This window comes from Streptomyces sp. NPDC012835, from assembly GCF_042900885.1.
Lineage (GTDB): Bacteria > Actinomycetota > Actinomycetes > Streptomycetales > Streptomycetaceae > Streptomyces.
This window is the reverse complement of sequence record NZ_JBIBBW010000009.1, coordinates 44,086-58,755: the sequence shown is the minus strand read 5'-3', so window position 1 is coordinate 58,755 and position 14,670 is coordinate 44,086. Positions and strand designations below refer to the sequence as shown.

General features: G+C 71.3%; 14 protein-coding genes. 9 read left to right on the top strand and 5 right to left on the bottom strand.

Translation table 11 applies throughout. The features are described from left to right. Window positions 1-197: 197 nt before the first annotated feature. Window positions 198-1,133 carry an RNA polymerase sigma factor SigF gene (locus ACFY6S_RS29030; protein ID WP_388828552.1) on the bottom strand — a complete coding sequence of 312 codons (936 nt, stop codon included), beginning with the start codon at window positions 1,131-1,133 and terminating at the stop codon, window positions 198-200. A gap of 284 nt (window positions 1,134-1,417) precedes the next feature. Here ACFY6S_RS29030 and ACFY6S_RS29025 point away from each other — a divergent pair, with 284 nt between their 5' ends. Both ACFY6S_RS29025 and ACFY6S_RS29020 read left to right on the top strand, forming a co-directional pair. Then, window positions 1,418-1,786, top strand: a complete 369-nt coding sequence (locus ACFY6S_RS29025; protein ID WP_388827905.1) for an STAS domain-containing protein — start codon at window positions 1,418-1,420, stop codon at window positions 1,784-1,786. 330 nt (window positions 1,787-2,116) lie between these two features. Next, window positions 2,117-2,605 (top strand): ATP-binding protein, encoded by a 489-nt coding sequence (locus tag ACFY6S_RS29020; protein ID WP_388827902.1) that lies wholly within the window; start codon window positions 2,117-2,119, stop codon window positions 2,603-2,605. A gap of 229 nt (window positions 2,606-2,834) precedes the next feature. Here ACFY6S_RS29020 and ACFY6S_RS29015 read toward each other — a convergent pair whose 3' ends face one another. Beyond that, a complete protein-coding gene (locus tag ACFY6S_RS29015; RefSeq protein ID WP_388827899.1) occupies window positions 2,835-4,358 on the bottom strand; it encodes a peptide MFS transporter in 1,524 nt (507 codons plus the stop codon). Window positions 4,359-4,724: 366 nt separating this feature from the next. On the opposite strand from ACFY6S_RS29015, the gene ACFY6S_RS29010 reads away from it, so the two are divergent. Together ACFY6S_RS29010 and ACFY6S_RS29005 are read left to right on the top strand one after the other, a co-directional pair. Further along, window positions 4,725-5,402, top strand: a complete 678-nt coding sequence (locus ACFY6S_RS29010; RefSeq protein ID WP_114623002.1) for a response regulator transcription factor — start codon at window positions 4,725-4,727, stop codon at window positions 5,400-5,402. 121 nt (window positions 5,403-5,523) lie between these two features. Further along, on the top strand, window positions 5,524-6,798 hold the full coding sequence (locus ACFY6S_RS29005) for an ATP-binding protein (RefSeq protein ID WP_388827895.1): 1,275 nt from the start codon (window positions 5,524-5,526) through the stop codon (window positions 6,796-6,798). Window positions 6,799-6,951: 153 nt separating this feature from the next. On the opposite strand, the gene ACFY6S_RS29000 is transcribed toward ACFY6S_RS29005, so the two are convergent. Continuing rightward, on the bottom strand, window positions 6,952-7,464 hold the full coding sequence (locus ACFY6S_RS29000) for a GtrA family protein (protein WP_388827892.1): 513 nt from the start codon (window positions 7,462-7,464) through the stop codon (window positions 6,952-6,954). A 206-nt stretch (window positions 7,465-7,670) separates the two neighbouring features. Between ACFY6S_RS29000 and ACFY6S_RS28995 the strand changes: the two genes are divergently transcribed. The 4 genes from ACFY6S_RS28995 (at window position 7,671) to ACFY6S_RS28980 (ending at window position 12,029) form a co-directional block, all read left to right on the top strand. Then, the gene (locus tag ACFY6S_RS28995; protein ID WP_388827889.1) at window positions 7,671-8,810 is read left to right on the top strand and encodes a 5-(carboxyamino)imidazole ribonucleotide synthase; all 1,140 of its coding nucleotides are present in this window, start codon (window positions 7,671-7,673) and stop codon (window positions 8,808-8,810) included. Continuing rightward, window positions 8,807-9,331, top strand: coding sequence for a 5-(carboxyamino)imidazole ribonucleotide mutase (gene purE, locus ACFY6S_RS28990; protein WP_388827886.1), 525 nt, complete (start codon window positions 8,807-8,809; stop codon window positions 9,329-9,331). Before ACFY6S_RS28995 ends, purE begins: the two co-directional genes overlap by 4 nt. Beyond that, window positions 9,328-10,536 (top strand): dipeptidase, encoded by a 1,209-nt coding sequence (locus ACFY6S_RS28985; protein ID WP_388827884.1) that lies wholly within the window; start codon window positions 9,328-9,330, stop codon window positions 10,534-10,536. Before purE ends, ACFY6S_RS28985 begins: the two co-directional genes overlap by 4 nt. A gap of 179 nt (window positions 10,537-10,715) precedes the next feature. Further along, window positions 10,716-12,029 (top strand): dipeptidase, encoded by a 1,314-nt coding sequence (locus ACFY6S_RS28980; RefSeq protein ID WP_388827881.1) that lies wholly within the window; start codon window positions 10,716-10,718, stop codon window positions 12,027-12,029. On the opposite strand, the gene ACFY6S_RS28975 is transcribed toward ACFY6S_RS28980, so the two are convergent. Next, window positions 11,981-12,355, bottom strand: a complete 375-nt coding sequence (locus ACFY6S_RS28975) for a VOC family protein (RefSeq protein WP_388827878.1) — start codon at window positions 12,353-12,355, stop codon at window positions 11,981-11,983. The genes ACFY6S_RS28980 and ACFY6S_RS28975 overlap by 49 nt on opposite strands. A 114-nt stretch (window positions 12,356-12,469) precedes the next feature. Between ACFY6S_RS28975 and ACFY6S_RS28970 the strand changes: the two genes are divergently transcribed. Beyond that, entirely contained in the window at window positions 12,470-13,042 is a 573-nt protein-coding gene (locus ACFY6S_RS28970; RefSeq protein WP_388827875.1) for a CGNR zinc finger domain-containing protein, read from the top strand. Window positions 13,043-13,153: 111 nt separating this feature from the next. On the opposite strand, the gene ACFY6S_RS28965 is transcribed toward ACFY6S_RS28970, so the two are convergent. After that, the gene (locus tag ACFY6S_RS28965) at window positions 13,154-14,512 is read right to left on the bottom strand and encodes a UDP-glucose dehydrogenase family protein (RefSeq protein ID WP_388827872.1); all 1,359 of its coding nucleotides are present in this window, start codon (window positions 14,510-14,512) and stop codon (window positions 13,154-13,156) included. Window positions 14,513-14,670 lie beyond the last annotated feature (158 nt).

Below are 14,670 nucleotides of genomic sequence, written 5' to 3'. Positions count from 1 at the left end.
CGGCGGGGTTCACCGGCGGGGTCAGGCAGGGGGCGGGCACGGGCGGTTGCCGTACGGGCGGCGGGCGCGGCGGCGGCGGACGTGGCGGCGACAGGCGGGGCGGCGGCGGGCGAACGGCCGCGAGCGAGCGCGCGGTCCGCCCGTTCCTCCAGCGTCATTCCCCCAGCGTCATTCCCCCCCGGCGTCATTCCCCAGCCTCATTCCTCCAGCGTCAGGCCCTTGCGCAGCTTGTTCAGCGTGCTCGAAAGCAGCCGGGAGACGTGCATCTGCGAGATGTTCAGCTCCTCGCCGATCTCCGACTGCGTCATGTTGGCCACGAAGCGCAGGGAAAGGATCTTGCGGTCCCGTGACGGCAGGCTCGCGATCAGCGGCTTGAGCGACTCGACGTACTCGATGCCCTCGATGCCGTGATCCTCGTACCCGATCCGGTCCGCGAGCGCGCCTTCGCCGTCGTCGTCCTCGGGCTGGGCGTCCAGCGAGCTGGCGGTGTAGGCGTTGCTCGCCGTCATTCCCTCGACGACTTCCTCGTTGGTGAGGCCGAGGTGGACCGCGAGTTCCCCGACGGTCGGGGCGCGGTCCAGCCGCTGCGCGAGTTCGTCGCCCGCCTTGGCGAGGTCGAGGCGGAGTTCCTGGAGCCTGCGCGGGACGCGTACCGACCACGACGTGTCGCGGAAGAAACGCTTGATCTCGCCGACGATGGTCGGCATCGCGAAGGTGGGGAACTCGACGCCGCGGCTCAGCTCGAAACGGTCGATGGCCTTGATCAGCCCGATCGTGCCGACCTGGACGATGTCCTCCATCGGTTCGCTGCGGGAGCGGAACCGGGAGGCCGCGAACTTCACCAGCGCGAGGTTCAGCTCGACCAGGGTGTTACGGACATAGGCGTGCTCGTGCGTGCCCTCTTCGAGCGCTTCGAGACGCGCGAAGAGAGTCTTCGACAGAGCCCGGGCATCCACCGCGCCCACTTCGTCGAAGGGCGGGATCTCGGGCAGCTCCTCCAGGCCGTCGGCCTGGCTCTCGATGCCCGGGCCCTCGGCGCCGGCCGGCGGGAGTGTGACGTCGGTCTCGGAATATGCGGGCGGAGTTGCCGACGGCGCGTGCGGGGTACGCGTTTCGTCGAGCCGGGGTGACATGGTCTCCTCCATACGTTTTCGGCATATGGCTGCCGATGCCGGTGCGCGTTGCTACGGTGTGCGGCGCCTCCAAAGCCGGCCGGGGTCGAATGTGTTCCTACAAGCCCTACCCGGTACACGTGGACGGTTGCAAGTGTTAATTGTGTGATATGCCCGTATTGTTGGGGACTTTGAGTACCGGCCGGCGGCCGGAAGGCGTAATGTTCGACGGACGTCATCGAGTTGTGATGACGATGAGATGACACCATCTGACGACGGCGTACGACACGGCGAAGAGGGACGGCATGGACCGCCAGACGGTCGGCAGTGCGAACCGGGGCCGGCTCCAGGTCGCGGTTCGGACCGAGGGCCGGAGCGAGGTAGTGACGGCGGCCGGTGAGTTGGATCACCACACGGCCGAGGTGTTGCGGGCTCCTCTGGACGACGCGCTCGAACAGGGCCGGGCACGCCTGGTCATCGACTGTTCGCAGCTGGAGTTCTGCGATTCCACCGGACTCAACGTGCTGCTCGGAGCCCGCCTCAAAGCGGACGCCGCCGGCGGAGGGGTCCACCTGGCGGGGATGCTTCCCGTGGTCGCGAGGGTTTTCGAGATCACCGGGGCGGACGCGGTCTTCACCGTCCACGGCTCGCTGGAAGAAGCCCTCGCCGACTGACCCGATCTCCGGCGGCCCGGACGCCGATCGGCCCGCCCGGTCGGCCCTCCCGTCGAATTTCTGCTCAAATCCCTGGTCAGGCCCCTGCCGAAGTCTCGGTAAGGTCACCGGTAGGGACTCCGGCCCGACCATCGGCCGGACGCTTTTCACCGGCCCACCGGTCACTCCTGTTGTGTGCGTCACGCTTTCCGTGCGGGGAAGTGGGTGTTGTCACGATTCGGAGGGGCAGAAGACCCCGGGCAGGTCACTCAGGGGACCATGGAACCCTGACACGCACGCTCTGTATTGACGGAACTCACACATGGGTGAATTCGGTGAGGTGAAGCGCTGATGAGCACCACCCGGCAGCCTCCGCCGGGCGACCTCGGCCCCGAGTCGGACGAGGCGGGGCCACGCCCCGCGACGTCCGACGCGCGGGTACGGACGCTCGTGCTGTCCGGTGCCAGCGGCGTCGTCCCGCTCGCACGCGACTTCACCCGCCAGGCGCTGTACGACTGGGGCTGGCTCCCCGCCGCGACCGCGGACCGGCGGGCGGCGGCGGAGGACGTCCTGCTGGTCGTCTCCGAGCTGGTCACCAACGCCTGCCTGCACGCCGACGGCCCCGAAGGGCTGCGCGTCACCTACGGGCCCAAGGCGCTGCGGCTGGAAGTCACCGACCGGGGCACGGGCCAGCCCGCACCGCGCACCCCGCACCGGGCGGGGCGGCCCGGCGGCCACGGCATGTTCATCGTCCAGCGGCTGTGCCTCGACTGGGGCGTGGTCAGGACCCCGGACGCGGCCGGCAAGACCGTCTGGGCGGAACTGGCCGCCCCCGCCTGAGCCGTTCCCGCCCGAACCGCCCCCGCCTGAGCCGTTCCCGCCCGAGCCGCGCCGGGCACCCCGCGCCGCGCCGCACGCACGATGGCCGTACGTACGGGAGGGCCCGCCGCACCATTCCGGCGCGGCGGGCCCTCCCGTACGTACGGCCATCAGCACGTCTCGACCCTCGCCGAGCCCTCGCCGAGGCCCTCGCCGAGCCCCCGAAAGGCGGCTCGGCGATACGCCGGCCTCAGTGGATGTCGCCCATCAGCGCCCTGACCTTCTTGCGGTACATGTACACCGCGACCCCCGCCAGCGTCGCCAGGAGAGCCTCCAGCGCCACCACGCCCGACTTGCTCAGGTCGACCCCGGCGATGGAGAGCAGCCCCGTGACCGAGTCGCCCGCCGTGACCGCGAGGAACCAGACACCCATCATCTGGCTCGCGTACTTCGCCGGCGCCATCTTCGTGGTCACCGACAGCCCGACCGGTGACACGCACAGCTCGCCGACCGTCTGGATCAGATAGATCCCCACCAGCCACATCGGGCTCACCAGCGTGCCGCCGCCCGACATGAGCAGCGGGATCAGGAAGAAGAAGAACGAGACACCGATGAGGACCAGCCCGGCCGCGAACTTCACCACCGTCGTCGGCTCCTGGCCCTTCCGGTTCAGCCACAGCCACAGCCAGGCCATCACCGGAGCCAGCGCCATGATGAACACCGGGTTCAGCGACTGGTACCAGGAGGTCGGGAAGCCGATCCCGAACAGCTCCGTCGCGGCCTTCGTCGTACCGAACGCCTGGATCGTGGAGCCGCCCTGGTCGTAGATCATCCAGAAGACGGCGGCGGCCACGAAGAACCAGATGTACCCGGACATCCTGGTCTGCTCGACCGCCGAGAGGTCCTTGTCGCGCTTGATCCGGATCAGCACCCCGGCCGGGATGACGACCCCGGCCAGCGTCAACGGGACCATCGCCCAGTTGAGGGTGAAGTGACCGGTCAGCCCGACGACGCCGTAGAAGACGGCCGCGATCAGCAGCCAGGTCATGCCCTTGCGCAGCCAGGAGACGCGCTCCTCGCGGGAGAGCGGGGTGGGGACGCGGCTGCTGGCCGGGTTCAGGTGGCGCGTACCGAACAGGAACGTGACCAGCCCGATCCCCATGCCGACCGCCGCGAGGGCGAAGCCGAGATGCCAGCTGTACGTCTCGCCGACCGTGCCGATGACCAGCGGGGCGAAGAAGGCACCGATGTTGATGCCCATGTAGAAGATGGTGAAGCCGCCGTCCCGGCGCGGGTCGTCGGGACCGTCGTAGAGCTGCCCGACCATCGTGGAGATGTTGGCCTTCAGCAGGCCGGAGCCGAGCGCCACCAGCGCCAGACCGGCGAAGAATGTCCCCGAGCCCGGCAGGGCCAGCGTCAGATGGCCCACCATGATCGTGCAGGCCGCGATCGTGACCGTCTTGCGCGGCCCCCACACGCGGTCGCCCAGCCAGCCGCCCGGCATGGCCAGCAGATAGACCATCGAGAGATAGATGGAGTAGATGGCCGTGGTGGTGGCCAGGTCCATCCCCAGCCCGCCGCCCTGAAGCCCCTTCGAGGCATCGGGACCGCCGGAGATCAGGTAGATGGTGAGCAGGGCCCTCATGCCGTAGAAGCTGAAGCGCTCCCACATCTCGGTCATGAAGAGGGTGGCCAGTCCGCGGGGGTGGCCGAAGAAGGTCTTCTCGGGGCCGGCGGGGGCGCTGGGCGAGTCCTTCGTCAGGCTGGGCGCCATCGATCGATCCTTGCGCATAGGAAGAGACCGCATGAGAGACCGCATAAAAGGAGACCTTCGGCGCTCGGCAGGCCAAAGGTCTTGAAGGTCTCAAAGGTCTACGAGTGGGGGGTTGGGCAGTGCGAGTGGTGCAAGTGGGGTGAGTAGTACTTAAAGGTGCCTCGACACCATACGGCACGACAGAGTGCGACAAGGAAGGACCGACGTAACGGAGAGACATGGATCACAGGTGCCGACCGGGCGGCCGCCGAAATTCGAAGGAAGATCATCGGATCGGCGCGGTGACCCGCGGTCGCGCGAGCCGCTCCCGCGAGCGCCCTCGCGAGCACCGCCCGGGCGCCGCCCCGCGCGGTCTACCATCACCTCATGACCCGTGTACTGCTCGCCGAGGACGACGCTTCCATCTCGGAGCCGCTGGCCCGCGCCCTGCGACGGGAGGGTTACGAGGTCGAGGTCCGCGAAGACGGCCCGACCGCACTGGACGCTGGACTCCAGGGCGGTATCGACCTGGTGGTCCTCGACCTGGGGCTGCCCGGAATGGACGGCCTCGAAGTCGCCCGCCGACTCCGCGCCGAGGGCCACGCCATCCCGATCCTGGTGCTGACCGCGCGCGCCGACGAGGTCGACACCGTCGTCGGACTCGACGCCGGTGCCGACGACTACGTCACCAAGCCGTTCCGGCTCGCCGAGCTGCTGGCGCGCGTACGGGCCCTGCTGCGGCGCGGCGCCGCCGACACCGGTCCCGCCCCCGCCACGCACGGCGTTCGGATCGACGTCGAGTCGCACCGCGCCTGGATGGGCGACGAGGAGCTCCAGCTCACCGCCAAGGAATTCGACCTGCTGCGGGTGCTGGTCCGCGACGCCGGCCGGGTCGTCACCCGCGACCAGCTGATGCGCGAGGTCTGGGACACCACCTGGTGGTCCTCCACCAAGACCCTCGACATGCACATCTCCTGGCTGCGCAAGAAACTCGGCGACGACGCCGCCAACCCGCGCTACATCGCGACGGTACGGGGCGTCGGCTTCCGGTTCGAGAAGAGCTGACGCCTCCCGTTCGGCCGGCTCCGGACGGCAGACCGCACCCCGGTCCCTCCCGTTCGGATCTCGCCGGGATCGCGGGGCCTGGTGCCGTGGCCGTGTCACCGATCCATGTGGGGAGCGCACCGTGCGCCGTCGTCTGATCAGCTCCACGCTCGCCGTGGTACTCATCGTCATCGCCGTGTTCGGGGTGTCGCTCGTCATCGTCGAGACCCGCACGATCAGCGCCAGCGCCCAGGAGAGCGTGGACTCCGAGGCACTGCGCCTCGTCAGCATCGTCGACAGCCGGCTGCTCGGCGGCGACCGGGTCAACGCCAAGGTGCTCTCCGAGCAGGTGGCCAAGAAGCGGTACGCCCGGATCGAGATCCCCGGCCGGAACCCCGTCGAGATCGGCGAACGCCCCACCGGCAGCGTCCTGCGGGGCCAGGCCAGGGGCGAGGAGGGCGAGACCGTCACGGTCGAGGAGACCCGCTCCTCCGTCACCCGCGAGGTCGGCCGCACCCTGCTGATCATCGGCGCGGTCGCCCTGCTCGCCGTCATCGCCGCCGCGCTGCTGGCCGTACGGCAGGCCAACCGCCTCGCCTCGCCGCTCACCGACCTCGCGGAGACCGCCGAGCGCCTCGGCTCCGGCGACCCGCGCCCCCGCCACCGGCGCTACGCCGTCCCCGAGCTGGACCGGGTCGCGGACGTCCTCGACTCCAGCGCCGAGCGGATCGCCCGGATGCTCACCGCCGAGCGGCGGCTCGCGGCGGACGCCTCGCATCAGCTGCGCACCCCGCTGACCGCGCTGTCCATGCGGCTGGAGGAGATCTCCGTGACCGACGACCTGGACACCGTGAAGGAAGAGGCGACGATCGCGCTGACCCAGGTGGAGCGGCTGACCGACGTGGTCGAACGGCTGCTCACCAACGCCCGCGACCCGCGCACCGGTTCCGCCGTCGCCTTCGACCTCGACGAAGTCGTCAAGCAGCAGATCGAGGAGTGGCGGCCCGCCTACCGCAGCGCCGGCCGCGCCATCGTCTGCTCCGGCCGGCCGGGGATGCGCGCCGTCGCGACCCCCGGCGCCGTCGCCCAGGTCCTCGCGGCGCTGATCGAGAACTCGCTGATGCACGGCGGCGGTACGGTCGCCCTGCGCACCCGGGTCACCGGGAACCAGGCCGTCATCGAGGTCACCGACGAGGGGCCCGGCGTACCGGCGGACCTCGGCGCACGGATCTTCGAGCGCACCATCAGCGGCCGCAACTCCACCGGCATCGGCCTCGCCGTGGCGCGCGACCTGGCGGAGGCCGACGGCGGTCGCCTCGAACTGCTCCAGCAGCAGCCGCCGGTCTTCGCGCTGTTCCTCAGCCGGGAGGCCCGTACCCGCAAGTCGGCGGATGCGACGCACCGCCCGGTCCGCTGAGGCCGCCGAGGACCGGACGGGCGAGAACCCCCGCGGGCGGCAAAGCCAGGCGGGGGCAGGGGGACAGGGCCGGCGGTACGGGGATACGGGGACGGGGATACGGGGACGGGGATACGGGGACGGGGATACGGCAGGTGTACGGGGATACGGGCGTCAGCGCACCCGTACCGGCTCCGACTGCTCGCCACCGCCGGGCCCGGACTCCGGGTCCGCGCCCGACCCGCCCTCCGCGACGGGCCGCGCCCGGAACACCCAGGTCCGGTACGACCAGAAGCGGAAGAGCGTCGCGATGCCGATGCCGATGAACTTGAAGACGTTGCTCTGGAGCGGTGAGTCCCAGCCGAACCCGTAGGTCGCGGTGTACAGAATGCCGTTCTCGATCACCAGGCCGGCCGCGCTGAACAGCAGGAACAGCGTCAGTTCCTTGGTGCGCCCGCTCTTGTCGCGGTCCCGGTAGGTGAAGTAGCGGAACCCCACGTAGTTGAAGACGATCGCGACGACGGTGGCCAGGACGCTCGCCCGTACGACGGGCAGCGAGGTGGTGTGCCGTACGAGGTTGAAGACGAGGAGGTTGACCAGCAGCCCCGCTCCGCCCACCGCGCCGAACTTGACCGCCTCGCGCATGAGGCGGTCCAGTCGCACACGGAGTGCGCCGCGTTCGCTCATATGCTCGTTCAGCCCCAGTCCGTTCGGCGGTTCGCTCGATCCAGCAGTATCGAACCATGCTAACCAGCACCCTCCGCACCCGCCCGGGCGACCGTACGTCACGCTCGGTGACGGTGGGTGGCGAGTGCGGTGGCGCCGGTGGTACCGGCGGCGGCGGGCGGGGCGGCCTCGGCGTACCGCCCGCCGCGTCCGGATACCCTGGGTGTGTGACGTTCCCGGTAGTCGGCATGGTCGGCGGCGGTCAGCTCGCCCGTATGACCCACGAGGCGGGCATCCCCCTCGGCCTCAGATTCAAGCTCCTCAGTGACACCCCCCAGGACTCGGCTGCCCAGGTGGTGAACGATGTCGTCGTCGGCGACTATCGCGACCTGGACACATTGCGTGACTTCGCGCGGGGTTGCGATGTGATCACGTTCGACCACGAACATGTGCCGATCGAGCATTTGCGCGCACTGGAGGCCGATGGCATCCCCATCAGGCCCGGTCCCGACGCGCTCAGGCACGCCCAGGACAAGGGAGTGATGCGCGCCCGGCTCACCGAGCTGGGCGCCCCCTGCCCGCGCCACCGCATCGTGACCGACCCCGCCGACGCCGCGGCCTTCGCCGCCGAGGTGGGCGGCTTCCCCGTCGTCCTCAAGACGGTGCGCGGCGGCTACGACGGCAAGGGCGTGTGGGTCGTACGCTCCGAGGCCGAGGCCGAACCGCCCTTCCTGGCGGGGGTCCCCGTCCTCGCCGAGGAGAAGGTCGACTTCGTACGCGAACTGGCGGCGAACATAGTCCGCTCGCCGCACGGCCAGGCCGTGGCCTACCCCGTGGTCGAGTCCCAGCAGGTCGACGGCGTCTGCGACACCGTGATCGCGCCCGCGCCCGGGCTCTCCGAGGAACTGTCCGGCGAGGCCCAGCGGCTCGCGCTGCGGATCGCCTCGGAACTCGGCGTCGTCGGCCATCTCGCGGTCGAACTCTTCGAGACCCGCGACGGACGCGTCCTCGTCAACGAACTGGCCATGCGCCCCCACAACTCCGGGCACTGGACCCAGGACGGCGCGATCACCTCCCAGTTCGCCAACCACGTGCGGGCCGTACTCGACCTCCCCCTCGGCGACCCGCGCCCCCGCGCGCCCTGGACGGTCATGTGCAACGTCCTCGGCGGCGACTACCCCGACATGTACACGGCCTATCTGCACTGCATGGCCAGGGACCCGCGGCTGAAGATCCACATGTACGGCAAGGACGTGAAGCCCGGCCGCAAGGTGGGCCACGTCAACACCTACGGCGACGACCTGGACGACGTGCTGGAGCGCGCCCGCCACGCCGCCGGCTATCTGCGAGGAACGATCACCGAATGATTCCCCCCCTGGTCGGCGTGGTGATGGGCTCGGACTCCGACTGGCCCGTCATGGAGGCCGCGGCGCAGGCCCTGCACGAGTTCGAGATCCCGTACGAGGTCGACGTCGTCTCCGCCCACCGGATGCCGCGCGAGATGATCTCCTACGGCGAGCACGCGGCCGACCGCGGACTCAAGGCGATCATCGCGGGCGCGGGCGGCGCGGCCCACCTGCCCGGCATGCTGGCGTCGGTGACGCCGCTGCCGGTGATCGGTGTCCCCGTGCCCCTGAAGTACCTGGACGGCATGGACTCGCTGCTCTCCATCGTGCAGATGCCGGCCGGCGTGCCGGTCGCCACCGTCTCGGTCGGCGGCGCCCGCAACGCCGGGCTGCTGGCCGCCCGTATCCTCGCGGCCCACGATCCCGAACTGCGGAGCCGGATGCGGGAGTTCCAGCGGGAGCTGAACGACCAGGCGACGGCGAAGGGCAAGCGGCTGCGCGCCAAGGTCGAGGGCTCGGACCACTTCGGGTTCGGCAAGTGACGCCGCCCGTGCCCGAGGTCGGCCTCCTGGACCGGGCCCGCGCCCTGCTCGCCGACTTCCCCGTGGTCGACGGCCACAACGACCTGCCGTGGGCGCTGCGTGAGCACGTCCGCTACGACCTGGACCGGCTCGACATCGCCGACGACACGTCGGCGCACCTCCACACCGACCTGCCGAGGCTGCGGCGCGGCGGGGTCGGCGGCCAGTTCTGGTCCGTGTACGTACGGTCCGACATGGCCGGGGACGACGCGGTCAGCGCGACACTGGAGCAGATCGACGTGGTCGGCCGGCTCCTCGCCCGCTACCCCGACGACCTGGCCCGCGCCCTGACGGCGGACGACATGGAGGAGGCGCGCCGGCAGGGCCGGATCGCGTCGCTGATGGGCGCCGAGGGCGGCCACTCCATCAACAACTCCCTCGCCACGCTGCGCGCCCTGTACACCCTGGGCGTCCGCTACATGACGCTCACGCACAACGACAATCTCCGCTGGGCCGACTCCGCCACGGACGCGCCGGGCGTGGGCGGGCTCTCCGCCTTCGGCCGCGAGGTCGTCCGGGAGATGAACCGCCTCGGCATGCTGGTCGACCTCTCGCACGTCGCCGCCACGACCATGCGCGACGCGCTCGCCGTGACTGAGGCGCCGGTGATCTTCTCCCACTCGTCGTCGCGCGCGGTCTGCGACCATCCGCGCAACGTCCCGGACGACGTGCTGGAGCTGCTGCCCGGGAACGGCGGCGTCGCGATGGTCACCTTCGTACCGAAGTTCATCCTGCCCGAGGCGGTGGAGTGGACCCGGCTCGCGGACCGGAACATGGACGCCCACGGGCTGCACCACCTCGCCACCACCCCCGAGGCGATGAAGGTCCACAACGCCTTCGAGGCGGCGCACCCGCGCCCGGTGGCCACGGTCGCGACGGTCGCCGACCACCTCGACCACATGCGCGAGACGGCGGGCGTCGACCACATCGGCATCGGCGGCGACTTCGACGGGACACCCTTCACGCCGGAGGGCCTGGAGGATGTGGCGGGCTATCCGAACCTGATCGCCGAGCTGCTGTCGCGGAAGTGGTCGACGCCGGACATCGCGAAGCTGACATGGCAGAACGCGGTACGGGTGCTGCGCGCGGCGGAGGACGTCTCGCGGTCGCTGCGGACCACGCGCGAGGCGTCGCAGGCGACGATCGAGGCGCTGGACGGCGCGTGAACGGCCCGGACGGCCGCTGAGGCCGGTACGCGGGGGTACGGGGTACGGGGACGGCCTCGTACCCCGTACTCATGCCGGCGGGCCCGTACCCGTACCCCGGACGCACCGTCCGCCGCGACCATCCGGGCCGGGCGTGTCACCGTGGCGGTACTGCTGCCGCCGACCCCGGAGCGCCCGTCATGGCAGATCTGCGAGACGATCCGTACGCCGAGGCACCGACGGCGTCCGGAGAGGAACCACCGTCGTTCGAAGCTCAGGCCGAGAGCCCCGACGAGAGCCCCGAGAGCGCCGACGAGAGCCCCGAGAGCGCCGCCTGCGCCGAGACAGTCGTCGCGTGCGCCGAGGCAGTGGTGACGGCCGGGACGACCGGGTCCGCGGGCCGTTCACACGGGGTCGAGACGTCCGAGGTGGTCGGGACGGCGGAACGCGTCCGCGTCCTCCTCGCCGCGCATCCGGTCTTCGACGGCCACAGCGGTCTCGCCCAGCTCCTCGGGCGCACGCCCCCGCACGACCTCGAATTCGGCGAGAGCGCTCTCGACACCGACCTGCCCCGGCTGCGCGCGGGCGGGGTCGGCGCGCAGTTCTGGTCGCTACGGGTCCCGGCGCACGACGCCGGCCGGCACCACGCCATCAGCGCCACGCTGGAGCTGATCGACCGGGTGCGCGCCATGGTCGACGGCTGCCCCGAGGGGTTCAGGCTCGTGCTGACCTCCGGGGACATCACCGACGCCCGTAACTGCGGGCGCGTCGCCTCGCTGCTCGGGCCGGTCGACGGGCCCGCGCTCGGGGACTCGCTGAGCGTCCTGCGCGCCTATCACGCACTCGGCGTCCGGGCCGTCACGCTCGCCGGAGCCCGCTGGGCCGACCAGGACGGCACACTGAGCCGGTTCGGCCACGAGGCCGTACGGGAGATGAACCGCCTCGGGATCGTCGTCGACCTCTCCGGCACCCGTGAGGACACGATGCGCGCGGTGTTCACCATGGCCAAGGCGCCCGTCATGTTCGCCCACTCCGGCGCCCGCGCGCTCACCGACCACCCCGCCAACGTCTCGGACGCCGGTCTCGCGCTCCTCGGCGCCAACCTCGGTGTCTGCATGGTGAGTTTCGCCCCGGACCGGATCGCCCGCGCCGGTCGCCCGCCGTCCCTCCGGGACGTGGCCGACCACCTCGACCACGTACGCGAGGTGGCGGGCGCGCGGTGCGTGGGCCTCTCCGGCGGGTACGGCGCGACGGCGGGCACCCCGCGCGCCCAGGGCCTCGAAGACGCCTCCCGCTACCCGCTCCTGCTCGCCGAACTGCTCGACCGGGGCTGGACGGACGCCGACATCGCCGGGCTGACCTGGGGCAACGCGGCCCGAGTGGTAAGGGACACGGAGTTCGCGGCCCGCACCGCCCAGCAGCGGCGCGGGCCGTCGACCGCGACGATCGAAGAACTGGACGGCGATCAGGCGGCGCGGCAGAGGCAGATGGGATGGCCGGCGGGGTCCGCGTAGACCCGGAAACTCCGCTCCCGGTCCGCCGCGTCCAGCACCGTCGCGCCGAGCGCGAGCACCTGCTTCTCCGCCACGTCCAGGTCCGGGACGCTCAGGTCCAGATGGAGCTGCTGCGAGCCGTCGGCCGCCGGCCACACCGGAGGTACGAAGCCGGGCGCGGCCTGGAAGGCGAGCGGCGTGCCGGGGATGCCCGTCAGGTCCACCCACCGGTCGCCGCTGTCGCTGCTCTCGACGATCTCGCCGCCCAGCAGACCGGCGTAGAAACCGGCGAGGGCGACGGGGGCGGGGCAGTCCAGGACGACGGTGCTGAGCGTGGCGACGGCCATCGGAGTCTCCTCGGTTGCGGGCGATCGTTACCGCTGAGTGGCTTCAACTGGTAACAGTGTGGGTGACCATATACCCGTGGGCAAGAGGTAACGGGCAAGAGGTAACGTCACACCATGACGAACAGGCCACCCGCCCCCGGAGGGCTGGCGCTGGTCGAGGCCCTGGTGAACACGCTCGACATCGAAGAGGGCACCGACAGCCTCGACACGGCGGACGGCCGCGCCGCCTTCGGCCTCGCGGCACAGGACATACCCGCCGCCCGCGAACTCCGCGAGGCCCTGCGCGCCGCCTGCCTGGCGCACGCCGACGCGATCCCGCGCACCGCACGGCTCCCGCGCGCCGGGGAGCCGCCGACCGGCCCCGTGGGCCCGCCCCGGCCCTCGACCGCCGACCTCGACCGGCTGCTGGCGGGAGCCCCGCTGCGGGTGGCGGTCGACACGACCGGCGCCGCCACCCTCCGCCCGGCCACGGCGCCGGCCGGACTGACGTCCCGTATCGCGGAGGCGATCGCGGCAGGCGCCGCCGACGGCACCTGGGAGCGCCTCAAGGCGTGCGAGGCGGAGGAGTGCCGGTGGGTCTTCTACGACCGCAGCCCGGCGGGCCGCAGCCGCTGGTGCTCGATGGCGGTCTGCGGCGCGCGGGCGAAAATGCGGGCGTACCGGGCGAGGCTGACCGAGAACGGCTGAGCCGAGGCCGTCGCGCGGGCGTGGGCCCGCACGACTGAGCCGCACTGATCCGCGCCCGCCTGCCCGCCTGGAGCGTGCGCGGGCGTGCGCGGGCGCGTCGGCTCGTACCGGTCAGGCCCGCGGCCGCCCCATCGCCCGGTACGTCCAGCCAGCCGCGCGCCAGCGCTCCGGGTCCAGGGCGTTGCGGCCGTCGAGGATGAGCCGGCGGGACGCCGCCTCGCCGAGGGCCGCCGGGTCCAGCTCGCGGAACTCGGACCACTCCGTCAGGTGCAGGACGACATCGGCGCCGCGCACCGCTTCCAGGGCCGAGTCCGCGTAGCCCAGGGTCGGGAAGAGGCGCCTGGCGTTGTCCATGCCCTTCGGGTCGTACACCGTGACCTGGCCGCCCTGGAGGTGTATCTGCCCGGCCACATTGAGCGCGGGGGAGTCCCGTACGTCGTCGGAGTCCGGCTTGAAGGTCGCGCCCAGCACCGCGACGCGCTTGCCGAGGAAGGACGAGTCGGCGCCCACGGCCTCCCGTGCCAGCTCCACCATGTGGCCCCGGCGGCGCATGTTGATCGAGTCGACCTCGCGCAGGAACGTCAGCGCCTGGTCCGCGCCCAGCTCGCCCGCGCGCGCCATGAACGCCCGGATGTCCTTGGGCAGGCAGCCGCCGCCGAAGCCGATCCCGGCGCGCAGGAACTTCTTCCCGATCCGCTCGTCGTGGCCGAGGGCCTCCGCCAGCTTCACCACATCGCCACCCGCCGCCTCGCAGACCTCCGCCATCGCGTTGATGAACGAGATCTTCGTGGCCAGGAAGGAGTTCGCGGAGGTCTTGACCAGCTCGGCCGTCGGGAAGTCCGTCGCCACGAAGGGCGAGCCCTCCGCGATCGGGGTCGCGTACACCTCGCGCAGCGTCCGCTCGGCGCGCTCCCCGCCCGCGCCGGCGCGCACGCCCACCACGAGCCGGTCCGGGTGCAGGGTGTCGTGCACGGCGTAGCCCTCGCGCAGGAACTCCGGGTTCCAGGCCAGCTCCACCTCGTCGCCCGCCGGCGCCAGCTCCGCGATACGGGCGGCCAGCCGGTCCGCGCTGCCCACCGGCACGGTGGACTTGCCGACGACGAGCGCCGGCCGGCGCAGATGCCGGGCGAGGCTCTCCACGGCGGAATCGACGTACGACATGTCGCACGCGTACTCGCCGTGCTTCTGCGGGGTGTTCACACAGACGAAGTGCACGTCGCCGAAGTCGGCGACCTCGGCCCAGTCCGTCGTGAAGCGCAGCCGCCCGCTCGATCCCTCGATCCCCGCGACATGCCTCCGCAGCAGCTCCTCCAGGCCCGGTTCGTACATCGGTACCCGGCCGGCCGACAGCATCTCGATCTTCTCGGGGACCACATCGAGCCCGAGGACCTCGAAACCCAGCTCGGCCATGGCCGCGGCGTGGGTGGCGCCGAGATAGCCGGTGCCGATCACGGTGATCTTGAGGGCCATGGGTGCTCCAAGGTGCGACGGTCGTGTGCGGGCCCGAGCATATCCGCGCGTCGGGCGGGCGCCGCAGGGGCACTTCTCCGAGTGAGAACGGCCTGTCGGCGAACTCACCTATCCCGATGCCGTCCGGGCCCTCTAAAATTGGGTTACTTAACGGTAGT

Excerpts from the sequence above, each read along its gene's own strand:
- ACFY6S_RS28970 (WP_388827875.1), top strand. The coding sequence starts at position 12,470 with ATGACGAACAGGCCACCCGCCCCCGGAGGGCTGGCGCTGGTCGAGGCC.
- ACFY6S_RS28965 (WP_388827872.1), bottom strand. The coding sequence starts at position 14,512 with ATGGCCCTCAAGATCACCGTGATCGGCACCGGCTATCTCGGCGCCACC.
- ACFY6S_RS28975 (WP_388827878.1), bottom strand. The coding sequence starts at position 12,355 with ATGGCCGTCGCCACGCTCAGCACCGTCGTCCTGGACTGCCCCGCCCCC.
- ACFY6S_RS28980 (WP_388827881.1), top strand. The coding sequence starts at position 10,716 with ATGGCAGATCTGCGAGACGATCCGTACGCCGAGGCACCGACGGCGTCC.
- ACFY6S_RS29030 (WP_388828552.1), bottom strand. The coding sequence starts at position 1,133 with ATGTCACCCCGGCTCGACGAAACGCGTACCCCGCACGCGCCGTCGGCA.
- ACFY6S_RS29015 (WP_388827899.1), bottom strand. The coding sequence starts at position 4,358 with ATGGCGCCCAGCCTGACGAAGGACTCGCCCAGCGCCCCCGCCGGCCCC.
- ACFY6S_RS29000 (WP_388827892.1), bottom strand. The coding sequence starts at position 7,464 with ATGAGCGAACGCGGCGCACTCCGTGTGCGACTGGACCGCCTCATGCGC.
- ACFY6S_RS29010 (WP_114623002.1), top strand. The coding sequence starts at position 4,725 with ATGACCCGTGTACTGCTCGCCGAGGACGACGCTTCCATCTCGGAGCCG.
- ACFY6S_RS29020 (WP_388827902.1), top strand. The coding sequence starts at position 2,117 with ATGAGCACCACCCGGCAGCCTCCGCCGGGCGACCTCGGCCCCGAGTCG.
- purE (WP_388827886.1), top strand. The coding sequence starts at position 8,807 with ATGATTCCCCCCCTGGTCGGCGTGGTGATGGGCTCGGACTCCGACTGG.
- ACFY6S_RS29025 (WP_388827905.1), top strand. The coding sequence starts at position 1,418 with ATGGACCGCCAGACGGTCGGCAGTGCGAACCGGGGCCGGCTCCAGGTC.